This is a genomic window from Geomonas sp. Red276 (assembly GCF_054784495.1).
This window is the reverse complement of the sequence record NZ_BLXW01000043.1, coordinates 1-18047: the sequence shown is the minus strand read 5'-3', so window position 1 is coordinate 18047 and position 18047 is coordinate 1. Positions and strand designations below refer to the sequence as shown.

Here is an 18047-nt window from a genome sequence, read left to right as displayed (position 1 = left end):
AGGAGCCCCCCATGTTGACTGCGCAAGAAATCATGACCAAGGACCTCATCACCGTCCGCCCCGACACCACCGTCCGGGACCTGGCGAAGCTCTTCGCCGACAAGCACATCAGCGCCGCACCGGTGGTGGCCGACGACGGCACCCTTATCGGCATCGTGTCGGAGAGCGACCTGGTCGAGCAGGACAAGAACCTCCACATCCCGACCGTGGTTTCCATCTTCGACTGGGTCATCTACCTCGAGAGCGAGAAGCGCTTCGAGAAGGAGCTGCAGAAGATGACCGCCCAGACCGCGGGCGAGATCTGCACCCGGGAGGTGGCCACCGTCCGCCCCGACACCCCGCTCAGCGAGGTCGCCGACATCCTCACCACCCGCAAGGTCCACTCGGTCCCGGTGGTGGATGCGGGCAAGCTGGTCGGCATCGTCTCCCGCATCGACCTCATCCGGACCATGATCGGGTAGGGGGCGTGGTGACGGTGGAAACCTCGAGCGAGAGGGAGACGGTCGAGCTGGGCGAGCGGCTGGGGCGCCTTCTGGAGCCGGGAGACTTCGTGGCCCTGGTGGGCGAATTGGGGGCCGGGAAGACGCAGTTCGCCAAGGGGGTGGCGGCCGGTCTTGCCGTCGATCCCGGCACCCCGGTGACCAGCCCGACCTACACGATCCTCAACATCTACCAGGGGAGGATCCCTCTCTATCACTTCGACCTCTACCGCCTCGCCGGGCCCGAGGACATCGACTCGCTGGGCTTCGAGGAGTACTTCGACGGCGACGGGGCGTGCCTGGTCGAGTGGGCGGAGAGGCTGGAGGGGGAGCTGCCGGAAGGGACCCTCACCGTTTCCCTCTCTCACGCGGGGGGCGACGCCCGGAGGATCGCCTTCGCCGCCGAAGGCGGGAGAGGGGCGGCGCTCGTGGCCGGGCTTTTCCCCTCCTGAGCCCGGTCCCTCTTCCGGCTTGACCCGGTCCCGGGTGTTTTATAACCGCGTACCGGCGCTTCCGTATACGCCACGCCCGCCGAAGCGGCTGAACCGTCGACAGTTTGCCCTTTCGGCCGCCAAACACCGGTGACGTAAGCCTCCGCCGGGGGCGCCCGCTGGCGGCCGCAAGCGGCCTTGGCTGGTTAAAAAAATGTTTTGATCCCCAAGACGATTGTGTTATTAAAAGTGATCCCAAACTACCCGTCCGGCTTCATCCGGGTGGATTTATTAGTCGAGTACAAGGAGGACTGACATGGCATTGGTAGTCCAAAAATACGGTGGCACCTCCATGGGTTCCATCGAGCGGATACGCAACGTTGCGAAGAGAGTCGCCAAGACCTACGACGCCGGCAACGACATGGTGGTCGTGGTTTCCGCCATGTCCGGAGAGACCAACAAGCTGGTGGCGCTCGCCAACGAGATAGCCGAGTTCCCGGACGCCCGCGAATACGACGTGCTGGTGGCAGCCGGCGAGCAGGTTTCCATCGCCCTTTTGGCCATGTGCCTGAAATCGATGGGGTACAAGGCGAAGTCCTACCTGGGCTTCCAGATCCCCATCATGACCGATAGCTCCTACTCCAAGGCCCGCATCGAGGAAATCCCGGACAACAAGGTCCGCGCCGACATCAAGGAAGGGACCATCATCATCGTGGCCGGCTTCCAGGGGGTGGACGCCTCCGGCTCCATCACCACCCTCGGCCGCGGCGGTTCCGACACCTCGGCGGTGGCCATGGCGGCCGCCCTCAAGGCCGACGTCTGCGAGATCTTCACCGACGTCGACGGCGTCTACACCACCGACCCGAACATCTGCAAGGACGCCAAGAAGATCGAGCGCATCTCCTACGAGGAAATGCTGGAACTGGCCAGCCTGGGCGCCAAGGTGCTCCAGATCCGTTCGGTGGAGTTCGCCATGAAGTACAACGTGGACGTCCACGTCCGCTCCAGCTTCAATGAAAATCTCGGGACCATGGTCACCAAGGAGGATAAAGAAATGGAAGCAGTGCTCGTCTCCGGTATCGCGTATGCCAAGGATGAAGTGAAAATAGCCGTCATGCAGGTACCCGACCGGCCGGGTATCGCTGCCAAGATCCTATCCCCGCTCTCCGACGCCAACATCTCGGTGGACATGATCGTCCAGAACGTCTCCGAGAACGGGCTCACCGACTTCACCTTCACCGTTCCCCAGGCCGACTTCAAGAAGGCCCTCGCCATCACCAAGGAGACCGCCGAGGCGGTCGACGCCAAGGAAGTCCTCTCCGACGAGAACGTGACCAAGGTCTCCATCGTGGGGCTCGGGATGAGGAGCCACGCCGGCGTCGCCACCAAGATGTTCACCGCCCTGGCCGCCGAAGGGATCAACATCCAGATGATCTCCACCTCCGAGATCAAGATCTCCGTCGTGGTCGACTCCAAGTACACCGAGCTCGCCGTCCGCGTGCTGCACGACGCCTTCGGACTGTCGAAGTAAATCGAAAACAAGTTCTACGTTCTATGTTCTACGTTCTACGTTAACCACGCAGGCGTAGAACATAGGGCTTGGAACTTTTTTCTTATCCAGAAAAGGTCAGCGTCTGCCTTCCAAAGTTCTGCCTCAAAAAGTCCATCGCGCCTTTAACGTAGAACGTAGAACGTAGAACGTAGAACCGGTTTTAAGAGGTGGTTATGAGCCTGGTAAAACTTTACGACACCACATTGAGGGACGGCACCCAGGCGGAGGACATCTCCTTCCTGGTGGAAGACAAGATCCGCATCGCCCACCGGCTGGACGAGAGCGGCATCCACTACATCGAGGGGGGGTGGCCGGGGAGCAATCCCAAGGACGTCTCCTTCTTCAAGGACATCAAGAAAGAGAAGCTCAACCAGGCGAAGATCGCCGCCTTCGGCTCCACCCGCCGGGCCAAGATCACCCCGGACAAGGACCAGAACATCCGCACCCTGGTGCAGTCCGAGGCCGACGCGGTCACCATCTTCGGCAAGAGCTGGGACTTCCAGGTCCGCGAGGCGCTCAGGATCCCGCTCGAGGAGAACCTGGAGCTGATCTTCGACTCGCTCGAATATCTCAAGGCCCGCATGCCGGAGGTCTTCTACGACGCCGAGCACTTCTTCGACGGCTACAAGGCCAACCCCGAGTACGCCATCAAGACCCTGCAGGCGGCCGAACAGGCGGGCGCCGATTGCATCATCCTGTGCGACACCAACGGCGGCTCCATGCCGTACGAGATCGCCGAGATCGTCGCCAAGGTGAAGAGCCAGGTGAAGACCCCGCTCGGGATCCACACCCACAACGACGGCGAGTGCGCGGTCGCCAACAGCATCATCGCCGTCCAGCAGGGGATCGTCCAGGTGCAGGGGACCATCAACGGCTTCGGCGAGCGCTGCGGCAACGCCAACCTCTGCTCCATCATCCCGGCCCTCAAGGTGAAGATGGGGATCGACTGCGTCTCCTCCGAGCAGTTGAAGCAGCTCAGGGACCTCTCCCGCTTCGTCTACGAGCTCGCCAACCTCGCTCCCGACAAGCACCAGGCCTACGTCGGCAACTCGGCCTTCGCCCACAAGGGTGGCGTCCACGTCTCCGCCATCCAGCGCCACCCCGAGACCTACGAGCACATGCGCCCCGAGCTGGTGGGGAACGCCACCCGCGTACTGGTCTCCGACCTCTCCGGCCGGGCCAACATCCTCGCCAAGGCCACCGAGTTCAACATCAACCTCGACTCCAAGGACCCGGTCACCCTCGAGATCCTGGAAGAGATCAAGTCGATGGAGAACCGCGGCTACCAGTTCGAGGGGGCTGAGGCCTCCTTCGAGCTCCTCATGAAACGGGCGCTCGGTACCCACCGCAAGTTCTTCTCGCTGATCGGCTTCAGGGTCATCGACGAAAAGCGCCACGAGGACGAGGCCACCATCTCCGAGGCAACCATCAAGCTCAAGGTGGGAGGGAAGATCGAGCACACCGCCGCCGAGGGGACCGGCCCGGTCAACGCCCTCGACAACGCGCTCAGAAAGGCGCTCGAGAAGTTCTACCCCAAACTCAAGGACGTGAGGCTCCACGACTACAAGGTCCGGGTGCTTCCCGCCGGGCAGGGAACCGCCTCTTCCATCCGGGTGCTCATCGAGTCCGGGGACAAGGAAGGACGCTGGGGCACGGTCGGGGTCTCCTCGAACGTGATCGAGGCCTCCTACCAGGCCCTCATCGACTCCATCGAGTACAAGCTGCACAAGGAAGAGGAGGGAGCACCGAAGAAGTGATCCCGGCCGGCCAGCGAATCGCTCTCTGGTCGCTCGCCTTCCTCGTCAGTCTAATGTCGTACCTCAAGGGCCGCGTCACTACCACCAACGGTGGAGACGCGGCCTTTGTGCGTCCGTCGCCGGCAACGGTGGTGGTGAGGCTCTCCGGAGCCCTGCCGCGCCCCGGTATCTACCGCTTCCCTGACGGCATTACCGGGAGGGGCGCCATTAAATTGACGGTCGGGGGTGGAGCTCCTGCGGTGCTGACCGGGTCGGGAGGAAGTACCAGGCTTAGGTCAGGAGATGTGGTGGTTTTAAGAAGGAGGACGGATGGATCTGCGGAAATTATCGTCGAAAAAATGCATACTAAGGAAAAAATGTTAATTGGGATCCCGCTCAATCCCGACTCATTGGATGCTGCTGATTGGGACCTCCTTCCGGGGATCGGTCCGGCGCTGGCCGCCCGTATCGTCGATGACCGTCATAAAAATGGCGCTTTCGGTTCCCTGGATGGGGTGCGGAGGGTGCCCGGGGTGGGTGTTGGAAAGATTAATATAATTAGAGGATACTTTTAATGCATTAACTGCCAACCGAAAGCCCTGTATTTCCGCGGGGTCGTTGTGATGGGGGCGGCATCCCTCACCGGCAACTGATTTTTGGCACGCAAGGTGTAATAGTATCCTCGCTTGCTGATCTTATTAAGTTGTCATGGGAGGTAGCCTTATGAAGTGTCCTAAATGCAGGGGGAGAATGTTCGCGGAAAAATACTACGATTTCGTCAGGTCATTCGACGCCTGGAAATGCACCTGCTGCGGTGAGGTGCTTGATCCGACCATCTTGGCTAATCGGGCCAGAAACTTTAACAGCCTCCTTGGCTGATCCAACCTCCACATAAAACTGATTTGGAAAGGGCCGCGATCTGCGGCCCTTTCAATTTTCACTCTCAGCGGTGACCGCGGAGTAAACCGCACTGTCAGAAGAGAAACAATCCCCGTCTCCTGTCTGTCTCTAGCGCTTGAAGCGTTCCAGTTCATCCACCTCCTCGCCGAGCAGGGCGGGGGGAGCACATCCAGTCCGGCCCCTGAGACATTGCCGGCTCCAACCTCATCCAGTTACCTCTTCTTCCGAACTGTCATAGGCGTTAAAAAAAACTTACAAAGTGGTTGAATGTGGCATTAGCGGGTGATAATATTTCACCACAATTTTGTCGGGGGTGGCACATGCATGCGCAGACGCTGGTACTGGTACTGGTGATGGTCCTGATGGCCGGGAAATGTTTCGCCGATGATCCGTTGGAGAGCCTGAACACGGTCCAGGACACCGTCTCCACCATGGAGCAGACCCTCCGCACCCGGGGGGGCGACACGCGCAGTGCCCAGCTCTTGCATGGTTACGGCGGCGAGGGGGGCGTTCAGTCGGAGGAGCGTTCGGGGAACGGGGAAGAAACCCCCGTGAAGGGCGAGGAGAGAAGCGACGATGCCGCTGACGGCGCCTTGGCGTCTCCGTCCCCTTCCGGAGAAGAGCGCTGAGGCCGGTCGGCCTGGTCGAGGGTGGGAACGGGCGGTTAGAACCGGGGGCAGTGCGCCGGGGAGGCCAGGAGGGATACCTCCCCGGCGTGGAAGATCAGCGCGAGACCCCGCAGAGAACCAGTTCCTTCTCGAGTTTCTCCCGCGAGATCCCCAGTACCTTGCAGGCCTGCTCGCGGTCGCTGTGGTAGCGTTCCATGACCATCAAAAGGAGCGCCTTCTTGAGGGAGAGGGAGAGCTTGTCCATCACCCCTTCCCCTCTGGAGGCCGCCAGGGTGGTGATCAGGGGCTCGAGCTTGCTCTGGAAGAGCGCCGCGCTCTCGTTGATCCCCTTGGTAGTCACCGGTTCGGTCCTTTTCAGCTTGACGATGTTCCCTACCACCTCTTCCATGTTGTCCTGGACGAAGCGCAGGGTTTCCCAATGGCTGTCCACCATCAGCAGCCGCAGGTCTTCCTTGGCATCCGGCGGGGCCCCCTTTTTCCTGAGCCGCACCTCCATGATCCGGTAGTCGTAACCGCCTGATTTCTCAGTAGAGATAACTCTCGATGCCATGACGCCACCCTCCTTTTTGGTTCAGCTTTTGGCCTTTTAGCCTCCAGCTTTCAACGGTCGTACCAACTTGACGAGGGATGCGTCTCGCTTTACAAACTTTCTGAATCATTACCTTTTTTCGCCGTTTCCGGATTCGCCAGCCTGCCCGCCCATCGTGGCCAGCTGTGCTAAAGCTGCACAACTCCTGGCCGTCGCTTCGTAAGTATCTGTTTTTGCGGTGGTTGTCGCTATGGTGAAGAATGAACACCGAAGGCGACCTCCTTCCGGGGCCCCACGCCATGCACCAGAGACCCCTGCTGATTCCCCTCGCCTCCCTGATCGCCGGCCTCTGTGCCGCCCATCTCGCCGGATTTACTGCACCCTGGTGGGCACTCGCCCTGCTGCTCGGGCTCGCCTTAACTAGCTGTTTCACCGCCGGATGTTTCCCTTTTTACCTCTCGTCGGCCACCTTGTTCTTCGTCTGGGGGGCCCTTTCACTTGAGCCTTTTTTATCGCCCCCGGAAATCTTTACGGTGAGCGGTCGGGATCTGCCGGTCACCATCCAGGGGGTGGTCGACGAGCGGCCCCGCTCCCGGCCGGACGGCTTTTCCCTGGTGGTGGCGGTGAAAAGGGTCACCGGAGGCGCCTTCCGCTCCCTTCCCGGGCGACTCCTGGTCCAGGTCGGCAGCGGCCGGGGGGAGTTCGCCACCGGGGACGAGGTGCTCTTCTCCGCACGGGTCAGGAAGCCGAGGCCCTACGGCCTGCCGGGGCATCTTTGCCACCGCCTGGGTGAAGGAGCCCGGGGATATCGTCCTCGTCAGGGGGGGCGAGGGGTGGCGCCACGCGGTGGACCGGATCGCCTCCTCCCTCTCCGCCTTCGTCTCCCGCAGCTGTCCGGGGACGGAGGGGAAGGTGCTGAAGGCCCTTCTGCTCGGGGACCAGGGGGAGGTGCCGCCGGAGCTGAACGAGGCCTACAGCCGCAGCGGGATAAACCACATCCTCTCCATCTCGGGGTTCCACGTCGGGATCATCTTCCTCTGCGTCTTCCAGTCCCTTCTCTGGGGGGCGCGGCAGAGCGAATGGCTGGCCCTTCGTGTGAACCTCAGGCGGACGCTGATGGTGGCCGCCTTGCCGGTGGTGGTCTTCTACCTCTTTCTTTCGGGGGCGGCTCCCGCCACCGTGCGAAGCGTGCTGATGATCGCCGCCTTCGCCGCCGCCCTCCAGGTCAGGCGCGAGGCGGACCCGGTCAATTCCCTCATGCTGGCCGCGGCCGCCATGCTCTTCACCAAGCCGGAGACGCTTTTCGATCTCTCCTTCCAGCTCTCCTTCCTCGCCATCTGGGGGCTCGTCGTCCTCTCCCCGTTTGCCCCGTCCTTCGAGCGCTTTCCGCGTATGCTCCGCTGGCCGCTCCTGCTGATGGCGGCGTCCGCGGCGGCCATCCTCGCCACCCTGGTGCCGGTCGCCTATTACTTTCACCGGGTGTCGGCCACCGGCCTTTTGGCCAACCTCGTCGTGGTGCCGCTCATGGGGTACGGCGCGGTGGTCCTCGGGTTTCTTTCCCTCCCCTTGAGCTGGTTCGCGGAGACCCCCGCCAGCTGGCTCCTCGAGGCCGCCGCCTGGCTGGTCGGCATCTGCGACCGGGCCGTCCTCCCCCTTTCCCGGCTTCCCGTCGCCACCGGTTACGCACCCACCGCACTCGATTTTCTCCTCTCGGTGCTGGTCCTTGCGGCCCTCACCTTGCTCCGCTCCCGGGCGGCCAAGGGGATCACGGTGACGGCGCTGGCCGCTTTCCTGGTGCTGCGGCCGGTGGCGGCCATCGAGCCTCCCGACGGTCGCCTCACCCTTTACTTTCTCTCGGTCGGCCAGGGGGATTCCTCGTTGATCCGGCTTCCCGGCGGCAAGTGGATGCTGGTCGACGGCGGGGGGCGTGCCGACGGCGGGGAGTGGGCGGGTGAAAGGCTGCTCCTCCCGGCCCTCTGGCGCCTGGGGGTGGGGAGGATCGACTACCTGGTCCTGTCGCACCCGCACCCGGACCACCTGCAGGGGGTGCTCTATCTCGCCAAGCAGTACGAGGTGGGAGAGCTCTGGGAGAGTCCGGCGTCCTATGTATCCCCGGACTGTCGCGAGCTCAACTGGGTCGCCTCGGCCAAGGGTATACCGGTGCGGCTTCTCGGCGCGGAGGTGGCGCCGTTTGCGGCCGGGGGGGCGCGGGTGGAGCCTCTCTGGCCACCGCTTGGGTGGCACCCCACCTCCGGCGACGCCAACGAGGAGTCGTTGGTACTGCGGCTTGCGCTCGGCAGGGGGGCGGTGCTCTTCACCGGCGACCTGGGCGCCGAAGGGGAGGGGGGACTGCTGGAGAGGGGGGGGCTCGCCTCTGGCAGCATCCTCAAGGTAGGCCACCACGGGAGCCGCTATTCCTCCTCGGATCCCTTTCTCGGCCAGGTCTCTCCCAAGCTGGCGGTGATCTCCGCCGGCTTCGACAACCCGTTCCGTCTGCCGGCACCTTCCACCCTGCAACGGCTCCGGGAGAGGCACATTCCCGTCCACCGGACCGACCTCGACGGCACCGTCAAAGTCACCTGCGACCGCGATGGTGTCCTCTCGGTCTCGCTACCCTGGAGGCCATTTTAATTGACGCGTTCATGGCTATCTGCTAGTTTATGCTGGAATTCGTCCATCCCTCTGAGTGCCCCCCCTGGGAGACCGGTTTCATGGAAAGGGTTTTAATAGTCGAAGACGACAGCTTCTTCCGGGAGGTCTACACAGATCTTCTGAAGGAGGAGGGGTACCATGTAGAGACCGCTTCCTCCGGTGAGGAGGCACTCGATCTCATTGCCAAACGCGTCTACCACCTGGTAGTGACCGACCTGGTGATGAGCGACGTGAGCGGTCTCGATATCCTTTCCGCAGTCAAGCGTCACGATCCCTCTGTCAGTGTCATCATGGTCACCGGCCACGCCAACGTGGAGACGGCCATCTACGCCCTCAAGAACGGGGCCACCGACTATCTCGTCAAGCCGATCAACCACGACGAGTTCAGGCATATCGTCGCCCACTGCATGAGGCAGCGGAGGCTTTTGGACGAGAACGAGGAACTGCGGGGACTGGTGAACCTGTTCCAGGTCAGCCAGACCATCGCCAACTGCCTGGAACTGGAGCGGATCTACCCGCTGCTGGTGGACGCCCTCTCCAAGGAGGTCGGCGTCTCCCGCGGTCTTGGTTACTTCACCGAGTCGGGGCAACTCATCCTCCAGGAGATCAAGGGACTCGATCAAGGCACCGCCTCCCTGCTCGGGCAGGCCGCCATCACCGAGTGCGACCTGATCGACGACGGCGAGAGCCACTTCGCGACTCTCAGGAATTTCCAGCCGGACTCCGAATGCAGGGATGCCGAGCTGCGAGAGGCGATGTGCCTGTATATAAGGCACAAGGGGTCACTGCAGGGAATCATCATCCTGTTCAACGACCCCGGCCAGCCGACCTTCCCCGGCACCCTGAACGCCAATCACATCACCTTCCTGCTCGACCAGGCCTCGCTGGCGCTCGACAACGCCGCCCGCTACAACTTCGCCAAGGATCTCCTCTACATCGACGAGTTGACCGGCCTGTACAACTACCGGTATCTCGACGTGGTGCTCGATCGCGAACTCAAGCGCGCCGACCGGTTCGACTCCAGTCTCTCGCTCCTCTTCATCGACATCGACTTCTTCAAGACCGTGAACGACATGTACGGTCACCTGATCGGAAGCCGCGTGCTGAGAGAGGTGGGGAGCCTTTTGAGGAAAAGCGTGCGTGACGTGGATGCCGTCATCCGCTACGGCGGGGACGAATACACCATCGTCCTGGTGGAGACCGGTCTCGAGGGGGCGGCGGTGGTCGCCGAGCGTATCCGGCACTCCATCGAGGAGCACACCTTCGCCCGTGCGGATGGCCTCTCCATCAAGCTGACCGTCAGCCTGGGCTACGCCTGCTCTCCGAAGGACGCCTCCACCAAGGCGGAGCTCCTGGAGTTGGCCGACCAGGCGATGTACCGCGGCAAGGCGGGAGGCAAGAACCTCGCCTTCCACGCCCAGCCCCAGCAGATCGCCACCCAGACAGGGTAAGCGGGGCTCAATCCCCTCGCCCCTTCAGGGGGGGGTGCCCGAAGGGCGGGTGAGGGCGGTTTGAGCACCACAACCAATAAGGTAACAAATCGGGCCGCCGGCAGTGCCGCGCGGCTTCACGAATTTTAATAGGCAAGGAGATTTCCGGACGTGGCAATTACTGGCGTGAAAGGGTTCAACGACATCCTCCCGGGCGAGGTTGAGAAGTGGCAGCATATCGAGGCGACGGCCAGGAGGGTTTTCGAGCTGTACGGGCTTTCCGAGATCCGGATCCCGATCCTCGAGAAGACCGAGCTCTTTAGCCGCTCCATCGGCGACGCCACCGACATCGTCGAGAAGGAGATGTACTCCTTCGAGGATAAGGGGGGGAACAAGGTCACCATGCGTCCGGAGGGGACCGCGTCGGTGATGCGCGCCTTCATCGAGCACAAGATGCACGCCCTCGACCCGGTCGCCCGCCTGTACTACATGGGCCCCATGTTCCGCTACGAGCGTCCGCAGAAGGGGCGCTACCGCCAGTTCCACCAGATCGGCGCCGAGATCACCGGTGTCTCCTCCCCGACGGTGGACGCCCAGGTGCTGACCATGCTGACCCACTTCTTCCAGGAGCTGGGTCTCACCGAGCCGTCCCTGCAGATCAACTCGCTCGGTTGCCCCTGCTGCCGCCCGAACTACCGCGAGGCGCTGAAGAGCTTCCTCTACGAGCGGATCGAGCTTCTGTGCGACGACTGCAAAAGGCGCTACGAGACCAATCCCCTCCGGGCCCTCGACTGCAAGTCCCCGGGGTGCCAGGAGGCCACCAAGGGCGCCCCCTCCATGCTCCAGTACCTCTGCGAAGACTGCTCGACCCACTTCGACAAGACCCGCAGCTATCTCGACCTGGTCGGGACCCCCTACGCCATCAACGAGCGGATGGTGCGCGGCCTCGACTACTACACCCGGACCACCTTCGAGATGGTGACCACCATGCTGGGTGCCCAGAGCGCGGTGGCGGCCGGCGGCCGCTACGACGGCCTCATCTCCGAGCTGGGAGGCCCCCAGATCCCGGGGATCGGCTTCGCCATGGGGGTGGAGCGGGTGGCGCTTTTGCTGGCGGAGAAGGAGTTCGCCAAGCGCCCCGATCTCTTCATCGCCGCCATCGGGGATAAGGCCCACACCGAGGCCTTCCGGCTGATGGCCGCCCTGCAGCGAAACGGCATCGCCGTCGAGATCGACTACGAAGGGAAGAGCCTGAAGAGCCAGATGCGGCGGGCCGACAAGTTCAACTCCCGCTTCACGCTCATCATCGGCGAGGACGAGCTCAACAAGAGCGCCGCCCCCCTTAAGGACATGGACGGCGGCACCCAGGAAGAGATCGCCCTCGACGCCGCGCTCATCGCCAAGGCGATCAAGGGGTAACGAGCCCCTCCCCTCCGGGATGGCAGAGTAGAACCTCGCCGTGAGGGTGGCCGAAGGCCGGGCGAGGGTAGACTTTAAAACCTCCCTCACCCCCGCCCCTCTCCCCTAAAGGGGCGAGGGTGAGATCTCCTCTCTTTATCACTGTTTCTAAATAGGAAAATCTCTCTCAGTCGTAGGCTTACCCTCGTTGTTGCATTGACAGAGATCCCCGAATCTGGCAATATCTGCCCCTACATTTCCTACCGTAAATCACTCACGGGAGCCGATCGCAAGGCTCCCTTTGTCGTGTCGAGAGCAGGCTTAATCAGCTCTCCCGCCACCGTATACTTTCAGGACCGTTTGTTATGGATTCGGCAGAATCGGCCAACTTCGTACATCTCCATCTCCACTCCCAGTATTCCCTCCTGGACGGCGCCATCCGCATCGGCGACCTGGTCAAGAAGGTCAAGGAATACCACATGCCGGCGGTGGCGGTCACCGACCACGGCAACATGTTCGGTTCCCTCGAGTTCTACCTCAAGGCCAAGGACAAGGGGATCAGGCCGATCCTCGGGTGCGAGGTCTACATCGCCCCCGGCTCCCGCCTCGAGAAGAAGGCCCCCACCGCAGCCGACCCGGTCACGAGCTACCACCTCATACTCCTGTGCGAGAACATGGTGGGCTTCAAAAACCTCTGCTACCTCACCTCCGCGGGCTACAAGGACGGCTTCTACCGCCGCCCCCGCATCGACAAGGAGCTCCTCGAGAAGCACCGGGAAGGGCTCATCTGCCTCTCCGCCTGCCTCCAGGGCGAGGTCGCCTACCTGGCCGGCCGCAACAAGATGGACGAGGCACGGGCCGCCGCCAGGTGGTACTCGGAGATGTTCCCGGGGAGCTACTACCTCGAGATCCAGGAGAACGGCCTCCCCGAGCAGACCATCGCCAACCAGCGGGTGATGGAGATCGCCCGCGAGATGGAGCTGCCGCTGGTCGCCACCAACGACTGCCACTACCTCAACAAAGAGGACGCCAAGGCGCACGAGATCCTCCTCTGCATCCAGACCGGCAAGACCATGAGCGATCCCTCCCGGATGCGCTTCACCACCGAGGCCTTCTACCTGAAGAGCCCGGAGGAGATGGCGAAGGATTTCCATTACTGCCCGGAGGCGCTCGCCAATACCGTCAAGATCGCCGAGCGCTGCAACTACGAGTTCGACTTCAAGACCTACCACTTCCCCGCCTACGATCCCCCCCCGGGCGAGACCCTCGACCAGCAGCTGGAGCGCGAGGCGATCGAAGGGCTCGATCTGCGGCTCAAGAAGATCAAGATCAAGTACCCGAACCTGACCGCCGAGCAGGAAAAGGCCTATCACGAACGCCTGCGCATCGAGCTCGACTGCATCCGCCAGATGGGCTTCCCGGGCTACTTCCTGATCGTGGCGGACTTCATCAACTGGGCGAAGGACCACGGCATCCCGGTAGGCCCCGGCAGGGGGTCGGCGGCCGGTTCGCTGGTCGCCTTCTGCATCAGGATCACCGACATCGACCCGATGCCGTACAACCTGCTGTTCGAGCGATTCCTCAACCCCGAACGTATCTCCATGCCTGATATCGACGTCGACTTCTGTCAGGACCGCCGCGAAGAGGTGATCCAGTACATGGTCGACCGCTACGGCAGGGACAAGGTCTGCCAGATCGCCGCCTTCGGTACCATGGCCGCCCGCGGCGTCATCCGCGACGTGGGGCGCGCGCTCGACTGCACCTTCGCCGACGTCGACAAGATCGCCAAACTGGTCCCCGAGGTGCTCGGCATCACGCTCGACAAGGCGATCGAGCAGGAGCCCAAGCTCAAGGAACTGATGGCGGAAGACCCCAAAGTTAACGAGGTCATGACCGTCGCGCTCAGGCTGGAGGGGCTTGCCCGCCACATCTCCACCCACGCCGCAGGCCTCGTGGTCGCGCCCAAGCAGATGGAGGAGTTCTGCCCGGTCTACAAGGATCAGAAGACCGGCTCGCTGACCACCCAGTACTCGATGAAGTACGTGGAGAAGGTCGGCCTGGTGAAGTTCGACTTCCTCGGGCTTAAGAACCTCACCGTCATCGATAACGCCTGCAAGCACATCCGTAATGGCAAGGACCCGAACTTCGACATCACGCTTTTGACCGACGACGACGAGGAATCCTACAAGCTTCTGCAGGCCGGCAACACCACCGGCGTCTTCCAGCTCGAGTCCTCCGGCATGAAGGAGCTCCTGGTCAAGCTGAAGCCCTCCTGCTTCGAGGACATCATCGCCGTCTGCGCCCTCTACCGTCCGGGTCCTTTGGGAAGCGGCATGGTGGACGCCTTCATCGAGTGCAAGCACGGCAGAAGGGAGGTCGTCTACGACCTGCCGCAGCTCGAGCCGATCCTCAAGGACACCTACGGCGTCATCGTCTACCAGGAGCAGGTCATGCAGATCGCCCGCTCGCTGGCCGGCTACTCGCTGGGCGGCGCGGACCTCCTGCGCCGCGCGATGGGTAAGAAGGACGCCGAGCAGATGGCGAAGGAGCGCCTGAAGTTCATGGAGGGGTCCGAGAAGCTCGGGCTCGATTCCAAGAAGTGCGCGGCGATCTTCGACCTGATGGCCAAGTTCGCCGAGTACGGCTTCAACAAGTCGCACTCCGCCGCCTACGCGCTGGTCGCCTACCAGACCGCCTACCTGAAGGCCCACTACCCGGTAGAGTTCATGGCCGCCCTCCTCACCGAGGACATGAGCAACACCGACAAGGTAATCAAGAGCATCAGCGACTGCCGCGAGATGGGGATCCAGGTCCTGCCGCCGGATATCAACGAGTCGCTCAGATCCTTCCGGGTGCTGGACGATGCCATGCGTTTCGGCCTGGGCGCCGTGAAGAACGTGGGGGAGGGGGCCATCGAGGCGATCCTCGAGGCGCGCGGCGACGAGCCGTTCACCGACCTTTACGAGTTCTGCGAGCGGGTCGACCTCAGGCGCTGCAACAAGAGGGTGATCGAGGCGCTCATCAAAAGCGGCGCCTTCGACTGCACCGGTTACAAACGTGCCCAGATGGTGGCGGCCCTCGACGACGCCGCGGCCGCCGGGCAGAAGATCCAGCAGGAAAAGGAGAGCGCCCAGGTGTCGCTGTTCGGGGTCGCCGAGATCGTGCGCGGCCTGGGGGGCGGCTCCAAGAAGTACCCGGACATCCCCGAGTGGGACGAGAAGTATCGCCTGGGGTGCGAGAAGGAGGCCATCGGCTTCTTCATCTCGGGCCATCCGCTGGACCGCTGGGTCTCCGACATGCGCCGCTTCTCCACCGTCGACACCTCCTCCATCGCCGAGGCCAAGGACAAGAGCGAGGTGAAGCTTTGCGGGGTCTCCACCTCCTGCAAGGAGATCATCACCAAGAAGGGGGACCGGATGGGGTTCATCACCCTGGAGGACCTGATGGGTTCCCTCGAGGTGGTGGTCTTCTCCGACGTCTACGCCCGCTGCTCCGAGTACCTGAAAAACGACGACCCGATCCACGTGACCGGCACCGTCGAGCACGGGGAAAAGGGGGCCAAGGTGATGGCCACCGACATCGTTCTCTTGAAGGATCTGATCGAGCGGGAGACCCGACGGGTGAATTTCACTATCGACGCCCAGGAGGCCGATGCCGGCAAGCTCAATACCCTCAAGGGCATACTCTCAAAGTACCGCGGGGGCTGTCGAAGCTTTCTGCACATGAACCTGGAGAATGGCTCGCGGGTCACCGTCAAGCTCTCCGACATGTACAAAGTGGCGGCCAGTGAAGAATTAACAGTGGAAGTAGGCAACCTCTTCGGCTATAATGCCGTCTCATTTGAATAGGCACGGACTCCCCACCGCACTCATTTCCTGAAGTGAGCTGCGGTTTTATCTGTTTTACTGGCTGGTGGGGAAGAATCTAAAGACAAGGAGATGATGATATATGGCACTGCAACAAAGCTATCTGGACTTCGAGAAGCCGCTGGCCGAGCTGGAGAAGAAGATCCAGGAACTGCTCGCTTTCTCCACCGACGGGGTGGACCTCAAGGGTGAAGTAGAGAAGCTCGAGAAGAAGGCCGAGCAGATGCGCGAGGAGATGTTCTCCAATCTCTCCCGCTGGCAGACGGCGCAGGTTGCCCGTCATATCAACCGTCCCTTTACCCTCGACTACGTCAACCTCATCTTCACCGAGTTCGTCGAACTCCACGGCGACCGCAACTTCGGCGACGACCACGCCATCGTGGGGGGCTTGGCCCGTCTGGACGACCAGCCGGTGATGATCATCGGCCACCAGAAGGGGCGCGACACCAAGGAAAAGGTCTTCCGCAACTTCGGCATGCCGAACCCGGAAGGGTACCGCAAGGCGCTGAGGCTCATGGAGATGGCCGAGCGCTTTAAGCTCCCGATCATCACCTTCGTCGACACCCCGGGCGCCTTCCCCGGCATCGGCGCCGAGGAGCGCGGCCAGGCCGAGGCCATCGCGCGTAACCTCCGCGAGATGAGCCGCCTCACCGTTCCCATCATCGTCGTCATCACCGGCGAGGGTGGCTCCGGCGGCGCGCTCGCCATCGCGGTCGGCGACCGCATCCTCATGCTGCAGCACTCGGTCTACGCCGTCATCTCCCCGGAAGGGTGCGCCGCCATCCTCTGGTCCGACGGCACCAAGGGGGCCCAGGCCGCCGAGGCCCTGAAGCTCACCGCCAAGGACATCAAGGAGCTCGAGGTCATCGACGAGATCGTTCCCGAGCCGGCCGGCGGCGCGCACCGCGACCACGAGGGGATGGCAAAGAGTCTCCACGAGGCGCTCTCCAGGAACCTGGCCGAGCTGAAGAAGATTCCGGCCGAGGAGCTCATCGAGCAGCGCTACCAGAAGTTCAGGAAGATGTCGCGCTTTGCCGAATAATCGCAAAGCCCTCTGATAGAGAACAGGAAGGCGCCTCCAGACATGGAGCCGCCTTTTTGTCTTTCGGCCATACTTCCTATGACTTTCCCCCATCCTCACCCCGCCCCTCCCCTTGAAGGGGAGGGGCGTTAAGACAGAGGGCAGAAGATGGTGGGAGCTGGAATAGAGGTCCCCTCCCTTGAAGGGGAGGGGGCGTTAAGGCAGACAGAAAAGATGTAGGGCCGGAATTGAGGTACCCTCCCCTTCAAGGGGAGGGACAGGGTGAGGATGGGGTTAGGAGAACAATAGAGATGCAGGAACGTTTGCAGAAGATACTGTCGCAGGCTGGGGTTGCTTCCCGTCGCGAGGCCGAGAAGATCATCCTGGACGGCCGGGTGCAGGTGAATGGCACCGTGGTCAACGAGCTCGGTACCAAGGCCGATCCGGACAACGACGTCATCACCGTCGACGGCAAGGCGATCGTCGTTGCCGAAAACCGGGTCGTCATCCTTCTCTACAAGCCGGTCGGCTACATGACCACCATGAAGGACCCGGAGGGCCGCCCCATCGTGACCGATCTGCTGAAGGGGGTGAAGGAGCGGGTCTATCCGATCGGCCGCCTCGACTACAACACCGAAGGCCTTCTCCTTTTGACCAACGACGGCGAGCTCGCCAACACCCTCATGCATCCCAGCCACGAGGTGGACAAGGGATACCTCGTGCGGGTGAGCGGCAAGGTTTCCGAGGAACAGATCCGCAAGCTTTCGGAGGGGGTGCAGTTGGAGGATGGCATGACCGCGCCCGCCAAGGTGGCGCCGGTCAGCGAGAGCGAGCACAACAGCTGGATCTCCATCACCATCCACGAGGGGCGCTACCGCCAGGTGCGCCGCATGTGCGAGGCGGTGGGACTGAGCGTGGTGAGGCTGAAAAGATCGCGCTACGACTTCCTGGAGATCGGCGACCTCAAGCCGGGGAACTTCCGTTTCCTCGCCCCCGAGGAAGTGACCCGCCTCAAAAGGAAGGTTTACGCAGGAAGCGGCCGCGCCCCCCGCAAGACCGGCATCGTTGCCAGACGCCAACCTGCTTCCCCCTCCCCCGGAGGGAGAGGGCGAGGGGGTGGGGGAGGCCGGCCCGGGGGAAGGTCCAGGAGCTGACTTTCCTCGAGCAAATCCCCCCTGTCCCCCTTTATCAAGGGGGGGCCTTTTCCCCGGACCTCTGCGGAGAAGCTTCGGCAGAGGGGGGCCTTCCGCGAGCCTTTTGCCAAAAAAGAAGCCACCCCTTGGGCGGCTTTTTTTTACCTGATTAGCGCCAATCTTCCGCTGGAAGACAAGCGCGACATATTACGTCGTAGGTGGTTCATATAATCACGGCACATTCCATCCGAGGAGGCTGCCGTGAAGAATCGTTTCCAGTTCCAGTCAGGC

General features: G+C 62.4%; 13 protein-coding genes and 1 pseudogene. 13 read left to right on the top strand and 1 reads right to left on the bottom strand.

Translation table 11 applies throughout. The features are described from left to right. Positions 1-11 precede the first annotated feature (11 nt). The 6 genes from ACYVL5_RS20610 to ACYVL5_RS20585 all read left to right on the top strand — a co-directional run bounded on the left by ACYVL5_RS20610 (position 12) and on the right by ACYVL5_RS20585 (position 5727). Positions 12-461 carry a CBS domain-containing protein gene (locus tag ACYVL5_RS20610; protein ID WP_460597453.1) on the top strand — a complete coding sequence of 150 codons (450 nt, stop codon included), beginning with the start codon at positions 12-14 and terminating at the stop codon, positions 459-461. Between the two features lie 5 nt (positions 462-466). Further along, positions 467-931: a tRNA (adenosine(37)-N6)-threonylcarbamoyltransferase complex ATPase subunit type 1 TsaE gene (tsaE, locus tag ACYVL5_RS20605; protein WP_460597452.1), complete on the top strand. Its 465-nt coding sequence runs from the start codon at positions 467-469 to the stop codon at positions 929-931. 295 nt (positions 932-1226) lie between these two features. Further along, on the top strand, positions 1227-2441 hold the full coding sequence (locus tag ACYVL5_RS20600; RefSeq protein WP_460597451.1) for an aspartate kinase: 1215 nt from the start codon (positions 1227-1229) through the stop codon (positions 2439-2441). A 194-nt stretch (positions 2442-2635) separates the two neighbouring features. Continuing rightward, complete coding sequence (gene cimA / locus ACYVL5_RS20595; protein ID WP_460597450.1) at positions 2636-4219, top strand: (R)-citramalate synthase; 1584 nt, start codon at positions 2636-2638, stop codon at positions 4217-4219. A 239-nt stretch (positions 4220-4458) separates the two neighbouring features. After that, positions 4459-4773 carry a ComEA family DNA-binding protein gene (locus ACYVL5_RS20590; RefSeq protein WP_460597449.1) on the top strand — a complete coding sequence of 105 codons (315 nt, stop codon included), beginning with the start codon at positions 4459-4461 and terminating at the stop codon, positions 4771-4773. Positions 4774-5418: 645 nt separating this feature from the next. Continuing rightward, entirely contained in the window at positions 5419-5727 is a 309-nt protein-coding gene (locus tag ACYVL5_RS20585) for a hypothetical protein (RefSeq protein ID WP_460597448.1), read from the top strand. Between the two features lie 94 nt (positions 5728-5821). Here ACYVL5_RS20585 and ACYVL5_RS20580 read toward each other — a convergent pair whose 3' ends face one another. Further along, positions 5822-6277: a hypothetical protein gene (locus tag ACYVL5_RS20580; protein WP_460597447.1), complete on the bottom strand. Its 456-nt coding sequence runs from the start codon at positions 6275-6277 to the stop codon at positions 5822-5824. Positions 6278-6516: 239 nt separating this feature from the next. On the opposite strand from ACYVL5_RS20580, the pseudogene ACYVL5_RS20575 reads away from it, so the two are divergent. From ACYVL5_RS20575 to ACYVL5_RS20545, 7 genes and pseudogenes are all read left to right on the top strand, one after another. Beyond that, positions 6517-6966, top strand: a pseudogene (locus ACYVL5_RS20575) (DUF4131 domain-containing protein); the annotation flags it as partial. A gap of 79 nt (positions 6967-7045) precedes the next feature. Beyond that, the gene (locus tag ACYVL5_RS20570) at positions 7046-8887 is read left to right on the top strand and encodes a ComEC/Rec2 family competence protein (RefSeq protein WP_460597446.1); all 1842 of its coding nucleotides are present in this window, start codon (positions 7046-7048) and stop codon (positions 8885-8887) included. 80 nt (positions 8888-8967) lie between these two features. Continuing rightward, positions 8968-10359: a GGDEF domain-containing response regulator gene (locus tag ACYVL5_RS20565; protein ID WP_460597445.1), complete on the top strand. Its 1392-nt coding sequence runs from the start codon at positions 8968-8970 to the stop codon at positions 10357-10359. A 150-nt stretch (positions 10360-10509) separates the two neighbouring features. Then, complete coding sequence (hisS, locus tag ACYVL5_RS20560; protein WP_460597444.1) at positions 10510-11757, top strand: histidine--tRNA ligase; 1248 nt, start codon at positions 10510-10512, stop codon at positions 11755-11757. Positions 11758-12101: 344 nt separating this feature from the next. Next, positions 12102-15584, top strand: coding sequence for a DNA polymerase III subunit alpha (gene dnaE / locus ACYVL5_RS20555; RefSeq protein ID WP_460597443.1), 3483 nt, complete (start codon positions 12102-12104; stop codon positions 15582-15584). 100 nt (positions 15585-15684) lie between these two features. Further along, positions 15685-16644 carry an acetyl-CoA carboxylase carboxyltransferase subunit alpha gene (locus ACYVL5_RS20550; protein ID WP_460597442.1) on the top strand — a complete coding sequence of 320 codons (960 nt, stop codon included), beginning with the start codon at positions 15685-15687 and terminating at the stop codon, positions 16642-16644. 290 nt (positions 16645-16934) lie between these two features. Next, positions 16935-17777, top strand: a complete 843-nt coding sequence (locus ACYVL5_RS20545) for a pseudouridine synthase (protein WP_460597441.1) — start codon at positions 16935-16937, stop codon at positions 17775-17777. The last annotated feature ends 270 nt before the right edge of the window (positions 17778-18047 follow it).

Bases quoted from the DNA above. Each gene is read 5' to 3' on its own strand.
- cimA (WP_460597450.1), top strand. From the start codon at position 2,636: ATGAGCCTGGTAAAACTTTACGACACCACATTGAGGGACGGCACCCAG.
- ACYVL5_RS20600 (WP_460597451.1), top strand. From the start codon at position 1,227: ATGGCATTGGTAGTCCAAAAATACGGTGGCACCTCCATGGGTTCCATC.
- dnaE (WP_460597443.1), top strand. From the start codon at position 12,102: ATGGATTCGGCAGAATCGGCCAACTTCGTACATCTCCATCTCCACTCC.
- ACYVL5_RS20550 (WP_460597442.1), top strand. From the start codon at position 15,685: ATGGCACTGCAACAAAGCTATCTGGACTTCGAGAAGCCGCTGGCCGAG.
- ACYVL5_RS20545 (WP_460597441.1), top strand. From the start codon at position 16,935: ATGCAGGAACGTTTGCAGAAGATACTGTCGCAGGCTGGGGTTGCTTCC.
- ACYVL5_RS20585 (WP_460597448.1), top strand. From the start codon at position 5,419: ATGCATGCGCAGACGCTGGTACTGGTACTGGTGATGGTCCTGATGGCC.
- ACYVL5_RS20610 (WP_460597453.1), top strand. From the start codon at position 12: ATGTTGACTGCGCAAGAAATCATGACCAAGGACCTCATCACCGTCCGC.
- ACYVL5_RS20565 (WP_460597445.1), top strand. From the start codon at position 8,968: ATGGAAAGGGTTTTAATAGTCGAAGACGACAGCTTCTTCCGGGAGGTC.
- ACYVL5_RS20580 (WP_460597447.1), bottom strand. From the start codon at position 6,277: ATGGCATCGAGAGTTATCTCTACTGAGAAATCAGGCGGTTACGACTAC.